Source organism: Streptomyces sp. SID5469 (assembly GCF_009862865.1).
Classification (GTDB): Bacteria; Actinomycetota; Actinomycetes; order Streptomycetales; family Streptomycetaceae; genus Streptomyces; species Streptomyces avermitilis.
The window spans coordinates 1,694,191-1,714,385 of the sequence record NZ_WWIN01000001.1 but is presented as its reverse complement, the minus strand read 5'-3'; the positions used below and the strand labels follow the sequence as shown (position 1 = coordinate 1,714,385).

Genomic DNA, 20,195 nt, shown 5'->3' with positions numbered 1-20,195 from the left:
CAGGCCCGGTCGAGGCCGCCGCGTGCCGGCAGCGGCAGCCGGGTACCGGCCGGCAGGCACACGTCGGCCCGCCGCAGACGGTCTTCGACGCGGGCGTGGCCCATCACCCTGACCGCGCCCGCGCGTCCCCCGGCCTTCTGCCGCTGGTCATTTGGTCCGCAGCATGAGGGCATGACGTGTGTTGTCGCCGTACACCCCGCTCTCATCGCCTCGGATCCCGTACCGCTTCTGAAACAGGGTCACGGCCGCTCGGACCTCCGCGTCGTAACGTCCGTCGATCGCGCCGCCGTCGTAGACGTGCGATATCTGCAGGAGACGTACCTGCAATTCGTAGACCCCATGGCCGCTGTCGCCTTGGCGCAGGAGGCCCGTGCCCGGGATTTCGGGGAGCGGCGGGTCCGGGGTGCTGGGCTGCGGGCGGTTCGTCTGCCCCGGAGCCGGGGGAGAGGGGTCCTTCGGCGCGGGACTCGCCGGCAGTGGGGTTTCCACGTGCCCGGGAGGCGAAGAGGAGGTCGCGGGCTCGGCGTTGTGGTAGGTCAGCAGCCAAGAGGCGAGGATCAGTCCGCTCGCCGCGCCCAGCCCGGAGATGCCGGCCACTCGCAGGTCCCTGCGGTTGGTGGATCGCCGCCGTCCGCCGCTGGTCTTTCTCCCGTGGGCGCGGACGGATGGCGCAGATCCCTTTGAAGGCGCGGTGGCGAACTGGTCGAACGGGGCGGCCGGACAGAGTGGTACGTCCGGCCCAGCGGTGCCCGGCCCGGGGCTCCTGCTCCGCCCGCTTTCCTGCCAGGGAGCAGCCGGAGTGGGGAAAGGCACGGTTGGTGCGACAGCCTCCGGTCCAGGCCCCGGTCCAGGTCCAGGTCCAGGTCCCGGACCCGGTCCAGGCCCCGGTCCACTGGCCGTCGGTGGCTTTCCCGCCGGCGGGGGCGGGACGGCCTCCAGCTCGCTGGGTAATCCCGGTGGCTCGGCCATGACGGCCTCCGGGGCGTCGGCCTGGCGCAGGCCGCCGGTCGGCGGCGATTCAGCGGCAGTTGGCCGGTGGGGCCCGGGACGCTCCGGTTGCGTGCCGGACGACGCACGTCTGACCGGCAGCGCCCGGCCGGATGTGGAGGAAGCCGGGGGCGAGGTCGGCTGGGGAAGGCGGGCATCCCCGGTCGGTTGACCGGGCCGGATCTGGGGCTGGGACGGGCCCTCGGCGTGTTCCTGCCGCTCGTCGCGCAGGAGGTCGGCGCGTGCGGCATCCAAAGCGTCCAGCACGGCTTGGAAGGAGTCCCTGATCTCCAGCGCGTTGTCAGGGCCTGAGGCGGGAGTCCGCTCAGGGTTGGCGTCGTTGCGAGCCACCGGGTCCTCCTCAACTTGTCTTGTTCCTGACGGGCCATTTCTTTCGTCAGCGGCGGTCAGGTACCAGAGGCCGGATGGTGACGAGGGCCTCTGCGCCGGGCGCCCTGGGGTTTTCCTTCTTCTTCTCTCGGAGGCAATACGTGGGCCGCGCGGCTTTGTCCTCATCCCGTGGCCGGTATGTAACCCACGCCTCGTTCACAGCCCGGGCGGTGGTCCAGCCGTCCGGTCGGCCGTCCGGCAGGGTTGATGGCGCGTGCGACGCCTGGCCGAGCGCTTCGGGTACGCGCCGTCACCGACGCCCCGGGCGCGGTCGCCGTGCCGTCCTCGCGGTCAGCGGAATCGCCGACGGCCGGCACTCCGCAAGGCGTGCGGCAGCGGTGGCCGGGTCGGCCGACAGCATCTCCAAGCCTGGGACGTCGACCCGTTCATGGTTCCAGGTGTGCCGTCGCCTGGAGGCCGCGCGCCGGGCGGGGGGTGGCGGTGGGGGAGGAGAAGCAGAGGTTCTCGTCCTCCACGGAGTCTTCCCGCAGGAGTTTGACGTCGGCCTGGTAGTTCATCGACATCAGCCACGGTTCCTCGGTGCCTTGGCGCGGCAGGTGGTCGATGCCCCGCTTGATGTAGCCGGCTTCGAAGTCGAGCAGCGGGCGGGTGGGCATGTCGGGGTCGCTCAGCTCCGGGCAGCAGATGGTGTGGCCGTGGGCGTCCATGTAGTCGAGCAGGCGGCAGAAGTGCTCGCACAGCAGGCCGACCTTCAGTGTCCAGGAGGAGTTGGTGTAGCCGACGGAGAACGAGAAGTTGGGCACCCCGGACAGCATCATGCCCTTGAACGCGACCTTGTCCGGCAGGTGCACCTTCGTCCCGTCCACGGTGAGCTGGATACCGCCGAGTGCCTGCACGTTCAGCCCGGTCGCGGTCACGATGATGTCGGCTTCCAGCCTGCGCCCGGAGGACAGGCTGATGCCGCGTTCGGTGAAGGTGTCGATCCGGTCGGTGACGATCGAGGCGCTGCTGTTGCTCAGCGCCTCGAAGAGGTCGCCGTCCGGCACCACGCACATACGCTGGTCCCACGGATCGTAGGGCGGGTCGAAGTGCTCCTCGACCGGATAGCCCTTGGGCAGCCGACGGGTGTTGACCCAGCGGATCAGCCGCCGGGCGCTGCGCGGGAAGCGCTGGCAGAACCGCCAGATCGCGGCTTGCTGGGCGATGTTCTTGCGCCGTGTCCACGCATACCCGCGGCGTCGGCCCAGGACCTTGCGCAGGAGCTGGGCGATCTTGTCCGTGGCGGGGACGGGCAAGATGTAGGTGGGGGTGCGCTGAAGCATCGTCACATGGGCGGCCGTGCCCGCCATGGCCGGCACGAGGGTGACCGCCGTGGCGCCGCTGCCGATCACCACGACCCGCTTGCCGCGGTAGTCGAGGTCCTCGGGCCAGTGCTGCGGATGCACGATCAGGCCCTCGAACCGCTCGATGCCCTCGAAGTGCGGGGTGTACCCCTGGTCGTAGCGGTAGTAGCCGCCGGCGCAGAACAGCCATTTGCACGACAGGCTCAGCCGCTCGCCGGTGTCGGTGCGCTCGACCTGGACCGTCCAGCGAGCCTCGGTACTCGACCAGGCGGCGCCGCGCACCGTGTGGTGGAAGCGCACCTTCTTGTCGATGCCGTCCTCCGCGGCGGCCTCGTGCAGGTAGGCGAGGATCTTGTCGCCGCGGGCGATGGCCTCCTCTTCCCAGGGCTTGAAGGCGTAGCCGAAGGTGTGCAGGTCGGAGTCCGAGCGGATGCCCGGGTAGCGGAACAGGTCCCAGGTGCCGCCCAGCGCGCCACGCGTCTCCAGAATCGCGTAGCCGCGCTGCGGGTGCTCGCTTTGCAGGTAGTGGGCCGCCCCGATGCCGGAGATGCCGGCACCGACGATCAGCACATCGATGTGCTCGGTAGCTGTCGGTGCCTCAGAGACGGACATGAGCGGCCCTCCAGTGATCTGTTCGACGTCGCCCTTCCATGCTGCGGCCGCACGCAGGACGCCGGAAGGTGTCATCAGCACCTGTCTTCGGGACGGGTGGTGCACTGTGCACCCGGCGATGTGCCGCACGGAACCATGCTTCGTTCCTTCGTCCCAGCAGGCGGGCACGGGCCCACGTCCGGTTCATCCGTCGCCGCGCCAGTGCAGGACGTCGAGGGCGACCGCGATGCGCACCGTGTTCCCCGCCAGCGGGTGGGGCAGGAGGCGCTGGGCTCGCTCGAGTCGGCGGAGCAGGGTGTTTCGGTGGGTGAAGAGGCGGGCTGCCGCCCGGGTGGCGTTGCATTCCTCGTGGATGTAGGCGGCCACCGCCTCACGCAGCTCCGGCGCACCCGTGGCGAGTCCGCCCAGGGTACGCCGTACGAACTGGTCGGCCTGCTGCGGTTCCCGCGTCACCAGAGCAACGATCTCGACCGTTTCGAAACGGGCCACGGAGCGGACGGTGTGCAGGCGCGCCATCATGCGCTGCGTGGTCATCGCGTCGAGGTGACTGCGGCGAAAGCCTTCCACGCCGTGCCCGGTACTGCCGAGGGCTGCCCGGGCAGTGGGATGGCTGTCCAGGTGTCGCTCCAGCCGGTTCGTCGCCGGCAGCGCGGCAGAAGGCAGCCACACCCACAGCATCGCGGCACCGGCCGTCACACTGAGGAAGCGGGACACGCCGGCGGCTTTGGCCAGGGCGTCGGCCGCGCGCTCCAGATCGCCCAGGTCCGACTCCGCGGCGTCACTCCATACGATGGCCGCGGTATGGGTCTGCTCCACCCGGTAGCCGAGCCGGGCCGAGGCCCTGTCCGGGTGGATCGGCGCCCCGTTGAGCAGCAAGGTCACCGCCTCTCGGCGCTCGGCATTCGTACCGCGGGTCAGCTCGTCGCGCTCCGCCTGGATCTGTGCGGAGACCGCGGCGATGGTGGCGTCGACGAACGCCGAGATCGACCGGGTGGAGACATCCAGCAGCTCCCGCAGCTCTGCGGGGTCGGACGTCAGCTCGAAAGCGATCGACATCCAGCGCAGCCAGGCCGCGTTCTGACCGCTGCGGTAGGACTGCAAGGCCGAGTCGTTCAGCCCGCGGCGGACCAGCTCCCGGGCGGTGGCCAAGGCTTCCGGGCCGACGTTCGCCGGCACCGGAGCACCTGGGCTGCGCACGTTCCACGTCGCCCAGTGCAGGACGTTGGCGCGGCTGGTGCGGCGGATCTGAGCGGTGAGATCCGGGTCATCGGCCAGGGCTTGCAGGTACTCCGCCGACAAAGTGGCGTCCTCGATCTCGCGCAGCCACTCCTCCGGAGCACGCGCGGCCACCGCGGCGCCCCGCCCGATCAGCTCACGTATCCGGTCCGATGGCATGTCGCGCTCCGTGAGTGAGGTGCACAAGGGCGAGGGGCCATGGGGATCGGCCGGCGGCCGGTCCACGATGGCCGCGTCACAGATGCCGGCGAGGCCGCGCAGCGCTGCCGGCGGGCGGGGCGACGGCGGGACTACAGGGCGGCGATGACGTCGGCAGAGGTCATCGGCACCGAGAACATCGGGAAGTCGTAGGAGATCGCGTTGTTGTGCTCCTCCTGCGAGGTGGCGGCGACGCAGTCGGTCAGGGTGATCACCCGGAAGCCGCGCTCGTAACCGGTGCGCATGGTCGACTCCACGCAGCAGTTGGTGAGGAAGCCGCCGAGGACGATCGTGTCGACGCCCTTGCTGCGCAGGATGAAATCGAGGTTGGTGCTGGCGAAGGTGTCGAGCCCGCGCTTTCCCTCGATGACGATGTCCCCGTTCACCGGAGCCAGCTCGTCGACGATGGCCGCGCCCCACGTGCCCTTCACGAACGCCTTCCCGTCCACGACGCCTTTGAGGATGCCGTACGGGTGTCGGGTCAGCTCGCCGTAGCCCTCCGCGAACGTGATCGGCGCGTGCATGATCGGTACTCCGGCCTGCCGGGCGGCGTCGACCACGGCGACGGTGTTGGCAAGCATCCCGGTGTGCTGCATGACGTCGGCGACCGCCCCGTGCAGCACGCCGCCGTCGCTGGTGAACTCGTTCTGGTACTCGATGAGCACGATCGCGGTCCTGGCCGGGTCGAGCTCGAGCTTCTCGGTCATGGCGACACCTGACTTCCGCGTCTTTGAGGTAGTGGCCTTGTGTCCTGAGGCACAGCGAGAACCACGGTAGCTCCTTGTCTGACAAACAGACAAGGAGCTACCGTGCGCGGTATGACGATTTCGCCGGTATCGCGCGTGCCCTTGAGTCTCGACGTGGCTCAGCGCCTGCGGGCGGCCATCCTCGACGGCACATTTCCCGCCGACACCGAGCTGCCCACGGAAACCGAACTCGCCCAGTCCTTCGGTGTCGGGCGGTCCACCGTCCGCGAGGCGCTGCGGGTGTTGCAGGCGCACGGTCTGATCAGCGGCGCGGACACCGTTTCCACCGCGCGTCCGCGCGTCACCCACGAGCGCACGGCGGGCGCGGCGGGCCTGGCGCTGAGCACCGCTCTGCAGGTCGGCGCGATCCCGCTGGCCGACCTGGTGGCGCTGCGCACGCTGCTGGAGGCGGAGGCGATACGGCAGACCACGGCCGTGCCGGATGCGGCTCGGTCCTGCCTGGTGACCATGGCGGCAGCGGTGGAGAACGCCGACATCCAGACCTTCCACGCCGCTGACGTGGACTTCCATGGGCAACTGGCCTACGCCGGCGGTAATCAGGCGCTGGGGTTCGTCATCGGCGTGCTGCGCGACTGCATCGCCGGCTACCTGCTCGACGCGCTCGCCGCGGTGGCCGATCGGGGCACGGTGCTCGCGCGTCTGCTCGCCGAACACCAGGCGATCGTCGACGCGCTGGACGCGGGCGAGACCGACCGCGCCGCCGAGTTGGTCGTGGCTCACGTCCGCGGCTTCTACGAGCCGCAGACGCCATGACCGAGGTGGTCGCGGACGTCGCCACCGCCCTCGCCGCCGCGCTGCCGGGCCGGGTGGTCACCGACCGGGACGCGATGGAGGCCTACCGCCGTGACCAGTGCCTGCTGGCTCCCGCGGGGCGCCCGGCGGCGGTGGTGCGCGCTCGCTCGACCGATGACGTGATCACCACGCTGCGCACAGCCGGCGACCATCACGCCCCAGTGGTGACCCGGGGGGCCGGCACCGGGTTGGCCGGCGCGGCCAATGCGATCGACGGCTGCGTCGTCCTCTCGCTCGCCGCGATGGACCGGATCCTCGCCCTGGACGTGCCTGGCCGCACGGCAACGGTCGAGCCGGGCGTACTGACCGGCGATCTCGACGCCCGAGCCCGCCAGCACGGCCTGTGGTATCCGCCGGACCCGGGAAGCAAGGCGATCTCCACCATCGGCGGCAACCTGGCGACCAACGCGGGCGGCATGTGCTGCGCCAAGTACGGGGTCACCGCCGACCATGTCGCCTCGCTGACGGCCGTACTCGCCGATGGCCGCGTGATCCGTACCGGTCCGCCGACCCGCAAGAACGTCGCCGGGCTCGACCTCACCCGGCTCCTCGTCGGCTCCGAAGGCACCCTGGCGGTGATCGTGGACGCCACCGTGCGACTGCGACCGTTCCCGGTGGCCACCGCGACGGTGGTGGCCACGTTCCCGACACCTCGACAGGCGGTCGACACCGTGCTGCGGATCGCGGCGGTCGCCGACCCAGCGGTGGTGGAGCTCATGGACCGCACCTGCATGGGCGCCGTCAATCGCCTGACACGCATGGGGTTGGACGAGTCGGCCGGGGCGCTCCTGCTCGTCCAGTGCGACGGGCCGTCCGCCGGTCAGGAGGCCGCCACCTGCGCCAGGCTGGCCGAAGCCGGTGGCGCCACCGAAGCGCTGCACACCGCCGACCCGGCGGAAGGCGAGATGTTCATGCAGGCCAGACGAATGGTGTACCCCGCGTTGGAGAGGCTGGGCACCACACTGCTCGACGATGTCGGCGTCGCGGTTCAGGACCTCCCCCGATTGCTTGCCGCGATCGAGCGAACCGCCGCCGAGCACGATGTGCTGGTCGGCACCTTCGGCCACGCCGCCGACGGCAACCTGCATCCGACCGTCGTCTACGACGCCGCCGACCGTGACGCGGCAGACCGCGCCGGTGCCGCTTTCGACGACATCGTGGCCGCCGCGCTCGCTCTCGGCGGCACGATCACCGGCGAGCACGGCGTGGGCTCACTCAAGACACGCTACCTCGACGCACAACTCGGTCCCACCGAGCTGGAGTTGATGACCGGCATCAAGGCCGTCTTCGACCCCGCGGACCTCCTCAACCCGGGACGCGCGTATTAGGGCGTGCGCCGGCCGAAGCGGGGCCACGGCTTCCGCATCCCGTGGCGATCCCACACGGCATCGCAGGAGCGAAGAGAGTCGTTGCGGGCAGCGGGCGTCGAGATGTGGGAAATGAGCAGTGTCGAGCTGTGGGAAATGAGCGGTACTGGGCCCGGATCGAGCCGCGGCCGTCGGCTCGTACGCCGAGGGTGCCGCGACGTTCGGGTCATCAACGGTTCTTCCAGCAGAGTTATGTACCCCACTTTTCGGGTGGCGGCTGAGCACTCTTTCGATCCGCCCCGTTGACCCCAGTAACCGGCGACCCGCCGGCAGACCGGTAAGGGAGGTTCGCACATGTTAAAGATCGGTCCGGAACAAACCGAGCGGTGTCTCCCCGCCGCTGACTGCTGCCCGGCTCGGGTGCACCTTTCCTCCCGTCAACTCAAGGGCTGAGATCGATCGCATCATGGACTACTGCCTCCCGTGCAGCCGCACGCTCAACGGCGCCGTAACCTGCCCGGAGTGCGGGGCATACGACCCCGGCATGGCACAGCTGAGCGATCGGAGAGACGCTGCTCCGGCCGCAGACGCCGTGATGCCGGAGGTCCGCTTCAGTGGGGGACCGAGCTCCTCCGCGTCTCCCCTTGCCGGGTCACCAACTCCCGGGCCAGACCTGCCGGCAGACGGGTACGACCGTCCGTCGCGGCTGAAGAAGTACGCCGTCCGGTCTTTCGCCGCAGCCGCCTTCACCATCCTCGGAGGTCTGACCACCGCATCGGTGCTTTCCCAGCCGACAGCCCCACGAGCAGCCTCGATCCCGGATCAGTCATCCCCCGAAGAGCTGGGAGTCCGCGGCACCGACGCACCGGCTTCATCGGAGCGTGTGACCACGCACCCGGGCCGAAAGGGCGTCCGGGACCGAAACGTTGACGGGAGCCGGCGTCCTCTGCCGACGGCAACTCGCAGCGAGTCACCGGTCTCCCGGCCTCCCGCCGCCACCACCGTTGCGCCGCCACCAGTGAAGGCGAAGCCGCCCTCCCGAACCTCCAGTGGCCGCCCCAGCTCGCCCTCGCAGACGGCGACCCCTTCCGCGAGTCCCTCCGCCAGTCCTTCCGGCAGCATCAGCGCCTCTCCCACCAGCAGTGGCTCACCGAGCGGCAGAAGGCAAGCCGGTGGCTGAGTCACTGCTGCGCTCGACTGCTTTGCCGGCGGGGCGCACACGCACGGCGGCGAAGCGGGAGCACGACTCCCCGCTTGAGCCGTGCCGCCGCGTGACGGGGTGAATGCCTCCTGGCCGAGGCCTGCGGCCAGGGCCGCCACCGACGGTGCGGGGTGCCGCCGGCGGGGCTGAGGCCGGCAGCCGATGGCCTCATTGCGAGCCGGGGCCACGGGCTCCGCCTCGAAGGGATGCGCGCTCACCTCCGACCCGACGGCCAGGACGTAGTCAAGTCCGCGCTCGGACAGCGCGGTCCGCAGGTGCGCGTGGGGGTTCGCCCAATGCCCCGCAGCCCTGAAGGGCCACCCCGGCCGACATCCGGCCGCCTTTGGGCACCGGCACATCATCGATCACCCAGGCCGCCGGATCGATCGAAGCACCGACGTCGGTACCGGGAGCGTGTGATGGCGCACAGTTACGTTGTGCACAATCAAATTGCGTACTAGCGTCTGTGAGCAGTGCACCACGACAGAGAGGCGGCACCATGAATCCCGTCCGCTACGAGGACTACCGGCCCACCGAACGCCCGTCCTACCAGGAGGAGATGGAAGCAGTCGTCGCCCAGGTGGCGCGTCGTACGCGCGCCTCGGTCGAGCGCGAGACCGTCGGCCGCGCTGTCCGCACCGCCCACGGAAAGACCTACGGCCTCCTCAAGGCCACGGTCACGATTGGTGACAACCCCGGCGTCTACGGGCAGGGAATCTTCGCCCGCCCGACCGCGTACGACGCCGTCGTCCGCTACTCGAACGGCTTGGGCCACTTCCGCCCCGACCACCAGCTGGGCGCGGCGTGCGGAATGGGCATCAAGCTGTTCGGAGTCGACGGCCCCTCGCTGCTGGACGACGAACGAGACAGCGGCACCTTCGACCTCAACCTGATCAACAACGATGTCTTCTTCGCGAACACGGCCTACGACTATATGGTGATCGAGGAGCTGTTCGCCGAATTGCCCGAGGCGCTCGTGGACCCGGCCCGCCGCAAGACCTGGATGGCGGAGTTCCTGACCCGCCGGCAGACGCTCACCGATCCCGGCAGCTGGCTGTGGGACGAACTGCTCGCCATGCTGTCGTTCACCAGTGTCCCGCGCAGGAACCTGCTGTCGTACAGCTACAACAGCATGGGCGCCTTCCGGTACGGCGACCACATCGCCAAGATCCGTACCGTGCCGACCGCCGCGTCCCTGGCCTCCCTCACGCACCAGATCGTGGACGTGCGCGCGGACAACGAGGCGTTCCGGCGCACCCTGGTGGCCGAGGCCGCCGAGCGAGACCACTCCTTCGAGCTCCAGGTCCAGCTCAACACCGATCTGGCCCGTATGCCGGTGGACAACACGTCCGTCAGGTGGCCCGAGGATCTGTCCCCCTGGGGGACGGTCGCCCGGGTGGACATCCCGCGCCAGGACATCGGCGGGAACGACAACCTGGCGGCCGCCGACGCCACGTCGATCACGCCGTGGCGATCACGCCAGGAACACCGGCCCATCGGCGAGATTCAGCGGGTGCGGCAGGAGGTGTACCGGCGTTCGTCCATCGAACGGCACCGCATCAACGGACAAGAGCGGCGCGAACCGGCCGGCAGCGCTGAGCTGCTGGGCTGAGCTGTCGCGGTCGCGCCCCGCCGCCGCGTGGGTCCAGGGGGCCCCGCGCCGCCGCCCATCGGCCCGCAGGGCGGCCAGGGGCGCGCGACAGCCAGGTGGTGGCCGGCAGGAGCCGTACCGACGCACGTCGTCGAGAGGGGCATCGGCGTTTCACTCGGTCCGGTCCTGTCTTCCACTCCGGCCGGCGCCGACCCAGTGTGTCGGTGCTCGCCGCGCACGCCGGGGCAGTCGCCGTTGCCGCGCTGTTGCGGCAGCAGCGGCCGTCGCCGTGGTGAAACAGCGTCAGGGCTGCCGCCTCGCGGGAGGAGTGTCCGCCGCCGGCGGACACTCCTCCCGCAAGCAACGGCCACCCGTGTCGAGCAGATCGAGCAGATCGAGCAGATCAAGCGCGAGGCCCTGTCAGCCGGTCTCCAGGGGCAGGCGGCTGCCAAGACCGCGAGCATGCCCACCCCGGCAATGGCGGCCGGGCGCCGGGCTTTTGGTCGCCTTGCTGTCGGACCCGTGACCCCATGTCTTCCTGATCACCCAAGGGCCCGCTCGGTTGAACATGACGCCGAATTCAACTATAACCAACCGGAAGGCCGACTCCCGTCACCCCTGCGGCCATGGCTCATGGCGTCGGTCGCCGGAGGAGACGGTCAAGGAGCCTTCGCCGCGCCGCAGTTGGCGTTCGACACCGCCTACCGGCATCGAGCCCGGCTCACGGAGCTCGGAGTCTTGGCCCCGAAGCTCCCGGACGAACCGGGCCAACAGGAAACAGTGAGGCGACATGAGGGAAGCAGTCATCGTTTCGACGGCACGGACGCCGATCGGAAAGGCCTACCGGGGCGCGTTCAACGACACCCAGGCGCAGGAACTTGCCGCCCATGCCCTTTCGCACGCGGTGCGGCGCGCCGGGCTCGAGGGAGGTGAGGTCGAGGATGTGATCTTCGGCTGCGCCGTGCAGCAGGGATCCTCCGGTGGCAACGTGGCGCGTCAGGCCGCTCTCCGTGCCGGACTTCCGGACACCGTGTCGGGCATGACGGTCGACCGGCAGTGCTCGTCGGGCCTGATGGCCATTGCGACGGCCGCCAAGCAGATTGTCACGGACGGCATGCAGGTCGCTGTCGGCGGCGGTGTCGAGTCGATCTCCTTGGTGCAGAACGACCGCATGAACACCCACCGCATGGCGGATCCCTGGCTGGTCGAGCACAAGCCGAGTATCTACATGCCGATGTTGCAGACGGCGGAGATCGTCGCCGAACGTTACGGCGTGAGCCGGGAACGCCAGGACGAGTTCGCGCTGGTGTCACAGCAGCGCACCGCGGCGGCGCAGGAGGCCGGCCGGTTCGACCGCGAGATCGTGGCGCTCGGCAGCGTCAAGAAGGTCCTCGACAAGCAGACCGGCGAGGTGCGGGACGAGGAGGTCACCCTGACCCGGGACGAGGGCAACCGCGCGTCGACGACGCTCGAAGGTCTGGCCGGGCTGGCGCCGGTGCTTCCGGACGGTCAGGTGAGCGCGCATTCCAGCGTGACGGCGGGCAACTCCTCGCAGTTGTCGGACGGGGCTTCGGCGTCGGTACTGATGGAGTCGAAGGAGGCCGAGCGCCGCGGACTGGAACCGCTGGGCGTCTACCGGGGTATGACCGTTGCCGGTTGTGGGCCGGACGAGATGGGCATCGGTCCGGTGTTCGCCATTCCGAAACTGCTGAAGCAGCACGACCTCACCATGGACGACATCGGCCTGTGGGAACTCAACGAGGCGTTCGCTTCCCAGGCGTTGTACTGCCGTGACGAACTGCATATCGACCCGGAGCGGTTCAACGTCGACGGCGGCGCGATCTCGGTCGGTCATCCGTACGGAATGACCGGTGCCCGGCTGGTGGGGCATGCCCTCATCGAGGGCAAGCGCCGAGGTGTCCGGTATGTGGTGGTCTCGATGTGCGTCGGCGGCGGCATGGGCGCGGCCGGACTGTTCGAGGTCGTCTGAGCTCGGCGTCCTCGCTGGACAGGGGCGGCGAGGACCGGCCGGGTGCGGGGTACCACGGGCACTTCATGAGTGCCTACGAAACATGGCTGCCGTCGCATGGTCCGACGGTAGGCAGACCGAGCGAGAGGCGTGAATACGGTGTCGAACGTGGCGGAAAAGACCCGAACCGCGGTCCTGGTGGACTTCGGCGGGGTCATCACCTCCAGTGTGTTGCGGGCTTTCACCGACTTCGGTGCCTCGCTCGGCGGCGACCCGCGCCTGCCGCTGGACCTCCTCGGCCGGGACCAGCCGTCACGCACCCTTCTGGCCGACCACGAGTGCGGCCGTATCGACGCCGAAGCCTTTGAGCGAGGATTCGCCGAACGTCTCCGCGTCCACGGCGCCGACGTACCGGCCGAGGGGCTGACGGCCCGGATGCAAGCGGGAATGTCGATCGACCAGGACATGCTCGCGCTGCTCGGTGGTCTTCGAGCCGCCGGCCATCCGGTTGCTCTCGTATCCAATTCGTTCGGTACCGGAACCTACGACGGCGTCGACCTCGCCGCTGTTGCCGATGTGGTCGTCATCTCCGCCGAGGTCGGGATCCGTAAGCCCTCCCGGCGGATCTACGCGATCGCATGTGAACGCCTCGGCATCGACCCCGAGGAGGCGGTCATGATCGACGATCTGCGGCAGAACCTCGACGGAGCGGCACGGATCGGAATCGGGGGCGTCCTGCACACCAGCGCCGCCGACACCCGCCGCCAACTCGCCGAACGCTTCGGGATCACCGCCTGACCGGTCGACCGCTACGGCGGGACATCCACCGGCGCCGCCGGTGGGCCCCGCACGCCTCGCAGGTTTATGACGATGACGTCGGATTCAAGTAGAGTTTCCAGGATGGACACCACTGGGCCCGAGGAGATCGACGGCGAGAAGGTACCGCCCGTGGCGCCCCTCTCGCACCTTCGCGAGCCGCCTACGACGAAGCGCGGAGCGCGGACCCGGGCCGCTCTGGTGAAGGCCGCGCGGAAGGTGTTCGAACGGGACGGCTACCTCGACACCCGCCTGACCGACATCACCAAAGAGGCGCAATGCGCGGCGGGATCCTTTTACACCTACTTCACCAACAAGGAAGAGGTGCTTGCCGCCGTCCTCCTGGAGGCGCAGGAGGACATGATGCACCCCGGCATGAGCCGGGTGCAGGGTAGCGACGATCCCTATGCGGTACTCGAGGCGAGCAATCGCGCGTATCTCGAGGCGTACAAACGGAATGCGAAGCTGATGGCGCTGCTCGAGCAGGTCGCACAGGTGGAGCCGGAGTTCCGTACGTTCCGGAGCCGGCGCGCTGACGCGTTCATCCGCCGCAATGCGCGCGGCATCGCTGACCTTCAGGCACGGGGTGTCGCAGACCGTGGGGTCGATCCGCTGATGGCCTCCCGTGCGCTGTCGGGCATGGTCAGCGTCATGGCCTACAACGCCTTCGTGCTCGGCGAACGGCACGAGGAAGATGCGCCGGTGGACTTCGAGGAGCTCGTGTCCACGGTCACCCGGCTCTGGGCGAACGCCCTGCGGTTCCCCGGCCACGGCTGATCCAGCAGTCTGGCCCGCAGCCTGACCCGGAACGAAGCCTGCCGCTCACGGCCGTACGGCGGCCCTGGCGCCGCATCGGCACGGCCAGCGGGCGCATGGCCGTTTCCTGGAACCGAGTTCCTTGATGATCCGTTCGGTGATCCCGGCGGTGCCATCGGCATGTCCCCGTCCGCAGTTCAGTAGAGGCCACGCGGCCTTCTCCGGGCGGTGCCGCGAGCCCAGCTATTGAACTTGACGTCAGATTCAATTATACAGGGGACAGAGCACGGTCACACCATCCATCTCCGGGCCATGCCCCGGCCCGGCCCGGCCCGCCCGATTCCGTGGCCCGGGCGGCAGGCGTCACGCCCAGGCCTTCCGCGGGGTCCGGTGTCGTCGAGGGCATGGCCAGTCACCTCGACAAGTGGCCGCCGACCTTTCGCTCCCTACCTGTCAGGAGTTCAGATGTCCCTGTTCGAGATGTCGGACCGCGCCAAGAAATACCAGGCGGAACTGCTCGAGTTCATGGATTCGCATGTCTACCCCGCTGAGGCGGTGTACCACGAGCAGATGAGCGCTTCGGGTGACCCGCACTTCCACCCCCCGGTCATCGAGGAGCTCAAGGCGGAGGCGCGGGGACGCGGACTGTGGAACCTCTTCCACCCGCACCCGGAATGGGGCCCCGGGCTGACGAACCTCGAATACGCGCCGCTGGCGGAGATCATGGGGCGCAGCCACATCGCCTCCGAAGCGTGCAACTGCAATGCTCCCGACACCGGCAACATGGAGGTGCTCACGCTGTTCGGCAGCGACGAGCACAAGGAGAAGTACCTCAAGCCCCTGCTCGACGGGACGATGGCCTCGGCCTTCGCGATGACCGAGCCGCGTGTCGCCAGCTCCGACGCCACCAACATCGAGTTGCGGATGGAGCGCGACGGCGACGAGTACGTACTCAACGGCCGCAAGTGGTTCGCGTCCAACGCCCTGCACCGCAACTGCAAAGTGCTCATCGTCATGGGGAAGACGGACCCCACCGCTGATCCGCACCGCCAGCAGTCGATGATGGTCGTCCCGATCGACGCCCCCGGGGTCACGGTGATGCGCGGCCTGCTGGTGTTCGGCTACCAGGACCGTGAGGGGCACGCCGAAATCGACTTCACCGACGTACGGGTGCCGGCCAAGGACGTCCTCAAGGGCGAGGGAGAGGGCTTCGCGATCAGCCAGGCCCGGCTCGGGCCCGGTCGTATCCACCACTGCATGCGGGCCATCGGCGCGGCCGAGCGGGCGCTGGAGCTGATGTGCCGACGCGCGCAGTCACGGGTGACATTCGGCAGTCCGGTCGCCGAGCGGTCCAACATCCAGGACTGGATCGCGGAAGCGCGTATCGACATCGAGATGATCCGCCTGCTCACGTTCAAGGCCGCGTATCTGATGGACACGGTCGGGAACAAGGGGGCGCGCACCGAGATCGCGGCCATCAAGGTGGCCGCCCCGAACATCGCGTTGAAGATCATCGACCGCGCGATCCAGGTGCACGGAGCGGCGGGCGTGAGCGAGGACTTCCCGCTGGCGATGATGTACGCGCAGCTGCGGACACTGCGGCTCGCGGACGGTCCCGACGAGGTCCACAAGCGAGCCATCGCCAGGCATGAACTGGGCCGGTACCGCGACGCCGCCGGGGCGGCCGGCGGCACGGTCACCCCCGGCGGTCACAAGGCAGTGGTGAGCTGACATGGCAGGACTGGATCTCACCGGTCGCACCGCCGTCGTCACGGGCGCCTCGCGCGGTATCGGGCTGGCGATCGCGCAGGCCATCGCCGCCGCCGGCGGAAACGTCGTCCTCACCTCCCGGTCCCAGGAGGCGGCTGACGCCGCCGCGGCCCGGGTCGGGGGCACGGCGGTGGGCGTCGGTGCGCACGCGGTCGACGAGGAAGCGGCCCGGCGCTGTGTCGATCTGACGCTCGAGCGCTTCGGGAGCCTGGACATCCTCGTCAACAACGCGGGAACCAACCCGGCTTTCGGGCCCGTCATCGACCAGGACCACGGCCGGTTCGCCAAGACCTTCGACGTGAACCTGTGGGCTCCCGTCCTGTGGACGGGTTTGGCCACGCGGGCCTGGATGGGCGAGCACGGCGGCGCGATCGTCAACACCGCGTCGGTGGGCGGCATGGCCTTCGAGGCGAACATCGGGTTGTACAACGCGTCGAAGGCCGCGCTGATCCACCTCACGAAGCAACTGGCCCTGGAACTCTCGCCGAAGGTTCGCGTCAACGCGGTGGCGCCGGGTGTGGTGCGCACGAAGCTGGCCGAGTCTCTGTGGAAGGAGCACGAGCAGGCCGTGTCCGCCGCGACGGCACTCGGGCGCATAGGGGAGCCTGCCGACATCGCCTCGGCGGTCGCCTTTCTCGTCTCGGACGCCGCGAGTTGGATCACCGGCGAGACGATGGTGATCGACGGCGGGCAGCTCCTCGGTGACGCGCTCCCGTTCAGGGAAGGAGCCGGCATCGGCCTTTAGCGCGGACATCGTCGGAATCGACGCCGGGGCGGTGAGCAGTCGACTCGAAACCTCGGCGTCGGCGTAGCTCAACCGTGCTGGTGGGGGCTGCCGACGGGTGACCGGGTCGTACTCGGCGTACCGGCAGGTGGTGTCGACGACCTGCTCGCCCACGGGCCGTCGGTCAGCCCGGGCACCCACGGGGGGTGGGTCCTGCGGCGTCCTCCGACGCGGTCAGCCTCCGTGCCTCGTGGGCTACCTCGGCAAGTTCGGCCGCGGAGCTGTCCCGGTGCAATCCGGACTACCTGCACCCGAGGCACCCGTGCCCGTGCCCCGTGCCCCGTGCCCGTGCCCCGTGGTGGATCCGATCGCCCCGCGAGCCCCCGTCGGTGGGCGGCGACAGAGTCAGGCGGCAGCGAGCTGTGCGGTGAAAGCACGCTCCAGCAGCGCGTACAGGGTGTCCCGCTCCTGCGCGCTGAGTCTGTTCAGGCCGGCGAGCGTGGCGTGCATCTTCCCGCGGATCACGTCGATGACCCGCTCGCCCTCGGCGGTGAGGATGACGTTCTTGACGCGCCGATCGGAAGGGCTGGGCTCGCGGCGCACCAGACCGCGCTTCTCCAGCCGGTCGACGATCCCGGTCATGTTGGAGGCGTCGCAGGTCAGCGTGGTGGCCAGGACGCTCATGGACGCGGGTCCCCGACGCAGCACGTTCAGCGTCTTGCCCTGGCTGGCCGTGAGGCTTTCGCTCGCGGCGGCGACCGTGAAGTCGCCGTAGTAGGCAGCCAGCGACACCGAGAGCAGCTCCATGAGCTGGGCCGTGTCGATGCGGGGGGTTCCTGTCATGCGGCTCAGCCTACGCCAGAATATTTGACGATCTCAAGTATTGGTGGTTACGGTGCCGCCATTGCTTGAAGTTCTCAAGCATCGAGGTTGTCAAGTAGTTCATCCACGTTCGCAAGTAGGGAAGACTTTCCGTGTCTCACGCACAGCACGCGGTGCCCCGACGACACTCAGGAGACACCGTGGTCGTCCTGGCGCTCGGGCTTGCCGCCATGGTCGTCTCGATGATGCAGACCCTGGTCGTCCCGGTCCTGGGCATCATCCAGAGCGACCTGGAGGTCACCACGGCAAACGTCAGCTGGGTGACCACGGCCACGCTCCTGTCGGCCGCCGTGTTCACCCCGCTGCTCGGCCGCTTCGGCGACCAGCACGGCAAGAAGCCCACCCTCGTCGGCGTTCTGCTCGTGATGATCGCCGGTTCGGTGCTCGCCGCCACCACCACCTCGCTGACCTGGCTGATCGTCGGCCGCGTGATGCAGGGAGCGGCGACCGCGATCTTCCCGCTCGCCCTCTCCGTCCTGCGCGAAGAGATCAAGCCGGAGAAGTTGCACGGGGCCATGGCCCTGGTCAGTGGCACACTCGCGTTCGGCAGCGGACTCGCGCTGGTCGGCGCGGGGCTCCTCACCCAGGGCTCCGACCCCGACTACCACCGGGTCTTCTGGCTCGCGGTGGCGCTCGCGGTGATGGCGTTGGCAGGTGTGCTGTTCGCCGTGCCCGCTTCCCGGACGAAGACGGGCGGCCGGACGGACTGGCTGGGTGCGTTCACCCTGGCGATGTTGCTGGTGCTGCTGCTTCTGCCCATCTCGCAGGGGCACGAGTGGGGATGGACGTCCGGCCGTACGCTCGGCGCGTTCGTCGGGGCGATCGTCATGGCGGTGGTGTGGGTCATCACCGAGAGCCGGGTCAAGGAACCGATGGTCGACATGCGGATGTTCGCCCATCGGCCCGTCCTCTTCACCAACCTGGCCGGACTGCTGCTGGGCTTCGCGATGTTCACCCAGTTCATCGGCGTCTCGTACCTCGTCCAGATGCCCGAAGACGTCGCCGGCTACGGCTTCGGCGCTTCCGTGCTGGCGGCGTCCGTCGTGTATCTGCTGCCGACCACACTCGTTTCGCTCGTGGGCGCTCAGTTCGGCGGCGTCCTGGTGCGCCGGCTCGGCGCCCGCGTCACGCTGGCTGCCGGGGCCTGCTTCGGAGTGCTCGGCTTCACGTGGCTGAGCGCCGCGCACGACGCCACTGCCTCGGTGATCGGCGCGGGCATGGTCATCGGACTGGCGATCAGCTTCGGTTACGCCTCCATGCCCGCGCTCATCGTGGCCAGCGTCCCGGCCCACCAGACCGGCATCGCCAACGGCATCAACTCCATCTCCCGCTCGGTCGGCAGCGCCGTCGCGAGCGCGGTGATCACCTCGCTGCTGGCGTCGAAGACCATCCCGCTTCCGGACGGGATGCCCGCGCTGCCGCAGGAGAGCCAGTTCACGTTGAGCTTCACCATCGCCGGAGCGGCGTTCGTCCTGGTGGTGGCAGTCGCCCTGGTCGGACTCAAGGCGGCGCATGCGCCTCGTACGCCCGTGCTGAGGAAGGTCACGCAGTCCGGGACGCCGCAGTCCGCAGAGGTGGAAGCCGACGCCGAACTCGTGTGATCGGGTTCCCTGCCCACGGCCCGGCCCGGCCGGGACCGGCGGCGCGTACTCGTCCGCTGGTGAGAGAGTGCGCGGAGGCGGCATCGGAGCCGTCAGTGAGCCGTCCTCGCCGCTCGTTCTCGTGCAACCCGTCCCTGAGCTCCCGTTCGGCGGTGTCGGCGTGCGGGCCGGTGATCCGGCGGACACCTCCCTCGACATGGCCAGCCACTCCCACACCATCCTCAGCCGGCCGCTCGGCTGAACCCGCACCTGCTCCGAAAGGCATGCCACGATGAAGATCTCGGACCACCCCGACCACGGATCCGGTTTCGCCCCGGTCGACCATCGCACGGCGGTCGCGGCGGAGACCGCCCGATTCGTCGCAGTGGTCAAGGACGCCGACCTGGCGACAGCGGTACCCGGTTGCCCCGGCTGGACGCTGGCCGACCTCGTCAAGCACACAGGCAGCGTCCAGCGGTGGTTCTCGGTGCTGTTGCGGGCGCGCATCCAGGAACCCCCGCAAAAGCGTGAAGTGGACCTGCGGTTCCCTGACGAGGAGGGCGGATACGCCGACTGGCTGGCCGAGAGCGCGACCGTGGCCGCGGAAGCCTTCGCGGCCACCGACCCGAACCTGCCGATGTGGGCGTGGGGCGTCGACCAGCACGCCCGCTTCTGGGCCCGCCGGATGCTCTTCGAGACCCTGCTGCACCGGGCCGACGCCGAGCTGGCGCTCGGCCTGCGGCCCACGATCGACCGCCCGCTCGCGGTCGACGGGATCGATGAGTTCCTCGTCAACCTGCCCTTCGCCGCCTTCTTCGCCCCCAAGGTGGCCAACCTGCGCGGCCCCGACAGGACCATCCGCTTCCGCGCCACCGACGGGGACGACGACTGGCTCGTCCGTCTGCGGCCCGACGGCTTCGGGCTCGACACGACCCACCCGACCGAGGACACCGCTGCCGCGACCGTCCGGGGAACCGCGACCGACTTGCTCCTCCTCGCATACGGCCGCCTGCCCTACGACGCGGAGGCCCTCGCGCACGAGGGGGACGAGGGCCTCCTGGCCCACTGGTTCGCCAACTCCGCCTTCTGAGACGGCGACCTCCCTGCTCCGGATGCCGCCGGAGTCCGCGTCGGGCTCCGCTCGTGACGCGGAGCCCGACGGGCCCGTCCTGCCGGTCCGGCCGCGGTTCAGGGATGCCAGGAGAGGCGCCGGGCCAGGTGCGGGAAGGCGGAGCCGCTGCGCAGCAGACCCGGCGACCGGCGAGGCGGCACGTGCGTGGCGAGTCCGTCACGCACTCGCCACCCTCCAGCGG

16 protein-coding genes are annotated in these 20,195 nt (G+C 69.4%); 10 read left to right on the top strand and 6 right to left on the bottom strand.

The window, feature by feature from the left end; all coding sequences use genetic code 11:
- Window positions 1-147: 147 nt before the first annotated feature.
- From GTY58_RS41560 to GTY58_RS07370, 4 genes are all read right to left on the bottom strand, one after another.
- Window positions 148-597, bottom strand: a complete 450-nt coding sequence (locus GTY58_RS41560) for a peptidoglycan-binding domain-containing protein (RefSeq protein ID WP_052082302.1) — start codon at window positions 595-597, stop codon at window positions 148-150.
- A gap of 1,166 nt (window positions 598-1,763) precedes the next feature.
- Window positions 1,764-3,293, bottom strand: coding sequence for an NAD(P)/FAD-dependent oxidoreductase (locus tag GTY58_RS07380; protein ID WP_010982828.1), 1,530 nt, complete (start codon window positions 3,291-3,293; stop codon window positions 1,764-1,766).
- Between the two features lie 183 nt (window positions 3,294-3,476).
- Entirely contained in the window at window positions 3,477-4,688 is a 1,212-nt protein-coding gene (locus GTY58_RS07375) for a PucR family transcriptional regulator (protein WP_037646039.1), read from the bottom strand.
- Window positions 4,689-4,819: 131 nt separating this feature from the next.
- Window positions 4,820-5,434: a cysteine hydrolase gene (locus tag GTY58_RS07370; protein ID WP_037646041.1), complete on the bottom strand. Its 615-nt coding sequence runs from the start codon at window positions 5,432-5,434 to the stop codon at window positions 4,820-4,822.
- Window positions 5,435-5,545: 111 nt separating this feature from the next.
- On the opposite strand from GTY58_RS07370, the gene GTY58_RS07365 reads away from it, so the two are divergent.
- Both GTY58_RS07365 and GTY58_RS07360 read left to right on the top strand, forming a co-directional pair.
- Complete coding sequence (locus GTY58_RS07365; RefSeq protein ID WP_037646043.1) at window positions 5,546-6,247, top strand: GntR family transcriptional regulator; 702 nt, start codon at window positions 5,546-5,548, stop codon at window positions 6,245-6,247.
- Window positions 6,244-7,614, top strand: a complete 1,371-nt coding sequence (locus tag GTY58_RS07360) for an FAD-linked oxidase C-terminal domain-containing protein (RefSeq protein ID WP_010982824.1) — start codon at window positions 6,244-6,246, stop codon at window positions 7,612-7,614. The genes GTY58_RS07365 and GTY58_RS07360 overlap by 4 nt, the downstream gene beginning before the upstream one ends.
- Window positions 7,615-8,415: 801 nt before the next feature.
- On the opposite strand, the gene GTY58_RS40530 is transcribed toward GTY58_RS07360, so the two are convergent.
- A complete protein-coding gene (locus GTY58_RS40530) occupies window positions 8,416-9,153 on the bottom strand; it encodes a transposase (RefSeq protein ID WP_237528731.1) in 738 nt (245 codons plus the stop codon).
- Between the two features lie 140 nt (window positions 9,154-9,293).
- Between GTY58_RS40530 and GTY58_RS07355 the strand changes: the two genes are divergently transcribed.
- The 6 genes from GTY58_RS07355 (at window position 9,294) to GTY58_RS07330 (ending at window position 16,441) form a co-directional block, all read left to right on the top strand.
- Window positions 9,294-10,406 (top strand): catalase family protein, encoded by a 1,113-nt coding sequence (locus GTY58_RS07355; protein WP_010982823.1) that lies wholly within the window; start codon window positions 9,294-9,296, stop codon window positions 10,404-10,406.
- Between the two features lie 769 nt (window positions 10,407-11,175).
- Window positions 11,176-12,375: an acetyl-CoA C-acyltransferase gene (locus GTY58_RS07350; protein ID WP_010982822.1), complete on the top strand. Its 1,200-nt coding sequence runs from the start codon at window positions 11,176-11,178 to the stop codon at window positions 12,373-12,375.
- A gap of 147 nt (window positions 12,376-12,522) precedes the next feature.
- Window positions 12,523-13,152: an HAD family phosphatase gene (locus GTY58_RS07345; protein WP_242432196.1), complete on the top strand. Its 630-nt coding sequence runs from the start codon at window positions 12,523-12,525 to the stop codon at window positions 13,150-13,152.
- A gap of 102 nt (window positions 13,153-13,254) precedes the next feature.
- Window positions 13,255-13,947, top strand: coding sequence for a TetR/AcrR family transcriptional regulator (locus GTY58_RS07340; RefSeq protein ID WP_037646045.1), 693 nt, complete (start codon window positions 13,255-13,257; stop codon window positions 13,945-13,947).
- 444 nt (window positions 13,948-14,391) lie between these two features.
- Entirely contained in the window at window positions 14,392-15,657 is a 1,266-nt protein-coding gene (locus GTY58_RS07335; RefSeq protein WP_010982819.1) for an acyl-CoA dehydrogenase family protein, read from the top strand.
- Window position 15,658: 1 nt separating this feature from the next.
- On the top strand, window positions 15,659-16,441 hold the full coding sequence (locus tag GTY58_RS07330; protein ID WP_010982818.1) for an SDR family oxidoreductase: 783 nt from the start codon (window positions 15,659-15,661) through the stop codon (window positions 16,439-16,441).
- Between the two features lie 384 nt (window positions 16,442-16,825).
- On the opposite strand, the gene GTY58_RS07325 is transcribed toward GTY58_RS07330, so the two are convergent.
- Window positions 16,826-17,263, bottom strand: coding sequence for a MarR family transcriptional regulator (locus GTY58_RS07325; protein ID WP_010982817.1), 438 nt, complete (start codon window positions 17,261-17,263; stop codon window positions 16,826-16,828).
- A gap of 179 nt (window positions 17,264-17,442) precedes the next feature.
- On the opposite strand from GTY58_RS07325, the gene GTY58_RS07320 reads away from it, so the two are divergent.
- Both GTY58_RS07320 and GTY58_RS07315 read left to right on the top strand, forming a co-directional pair.
- Complete coding sequence (locus GTY58_RS07320; RefSeq protein WP_306292882.1) at window positions 17,443-18,903, top strand: MFS transporter; 1,461 nt, start codon at window positions 17,443-17,445, stop codon at window positions 18,901-18,903.
- A gap of 271 nt (window positions 18,904-19,174) precedes the next feature.
- Window positions 19,175-19,972: a maleylpyruvate isomerase family mycothiol-dependent enzyme gene (locus tag GTY58_RS07315; RefSeq protein ID WP_010982814.1), complete on the top strand. Its 798-nt coding sequence runs from the start codon at window positions 19,175-19,177 to the stop codon at window positions 19,970-19,972.
- Window positions 19,973-20,195 lie beyond the last annotated feature (223 nt).

Coding starts and splice junctions, on each gene's coding strand:
- GTY58_RS07380 (WP_010982828.1), bottom strand. CDS start 3,293: ATGTCCGTCTCTGAGGCACCGACAGCTACCGAGCACATCGATGTGCTG.
- GTY58_RS07375 (WP_037646039.1), bottom strand. CDS start 4,688: ATGCCATCGGACCGGATACGTGAGCTGATCGGGCGGGGCGCCGCGGTG.
- GTY58_RS07370 (WP_037646041.1), bottom strand. CDS start 5,434: ATGACCGAGAAGCTCGAGCTCGACCCGGCCAGGACCGCGATCGTGCTC.
- GTY58_RS07365 (WP_037646043.1), top strand. CDS start 5,546: ATGACGATTTCGCCGGTATCGCGCGTGCCCTTGAGTCTCGACGTGGCT.
- GTY58_RS07360 (WP_010982824.1), top strand. CDS start 6,244: ATGACCGAGGTGGTCGCGGACGTCGCCACCGCCCTCGCCGCCGCGCTG.
- GTY58_RS40530 (WP_237528731.1), bottom strand. CDS start 9,153: ATGTGCCGGTGCCCAAAGGCGGCCGGATGTCGGCCGGGGTGGCCCTTC.
- GTY58_RS07355 (WP_010982823.1), top strand. CDS start 9,294: ATGAATCCCGTCCGCTACGAGGACTACCGGCCCACCGAACGCCCGTCC.
- GTY58_RS07350 (WP_010982822.1), top strand. CDS start 11,176: ATGAGGGAAGCAGTCATCGTTTCGACGGCACGGACGCCGATCGGAAAG.
- GTY58_RS07340 (WP_037646045.1), top strand. CDS start 13,255: ATGGACACCACTGGGCCCGAGGAGATCGACGGCGAGAAGGTACCGCCC.
- GTY58_RS07335 (WP_010982819.1), top strand. CDS start 14,392: ATGTCCCTGTTCGAGATGTCGGACCGCGCCAAGAAATACCAGGCGGAA.
- GTY58_RS07330 (WP_010982818.1), top strand. CDS start 15,659: ATGGCAGGACTGGATCTCACCGGTCGCACCGCCGTCGTCACGGGCGCC.
- GTY58_RS07325 (WP_010982817.1), bottom strand. CDS start 17,263: ATGACAGGAACCCCCCGCATCGACACGGCCCAGCTCATGGAGCTGCTC.
- GTY58_RS07315 (WP_010982814.1), top strand. CDS start 19,175: ATGAAGATCTCGGACCACCCCGACCACGGATCCGGTTTCGCCCCGGTC.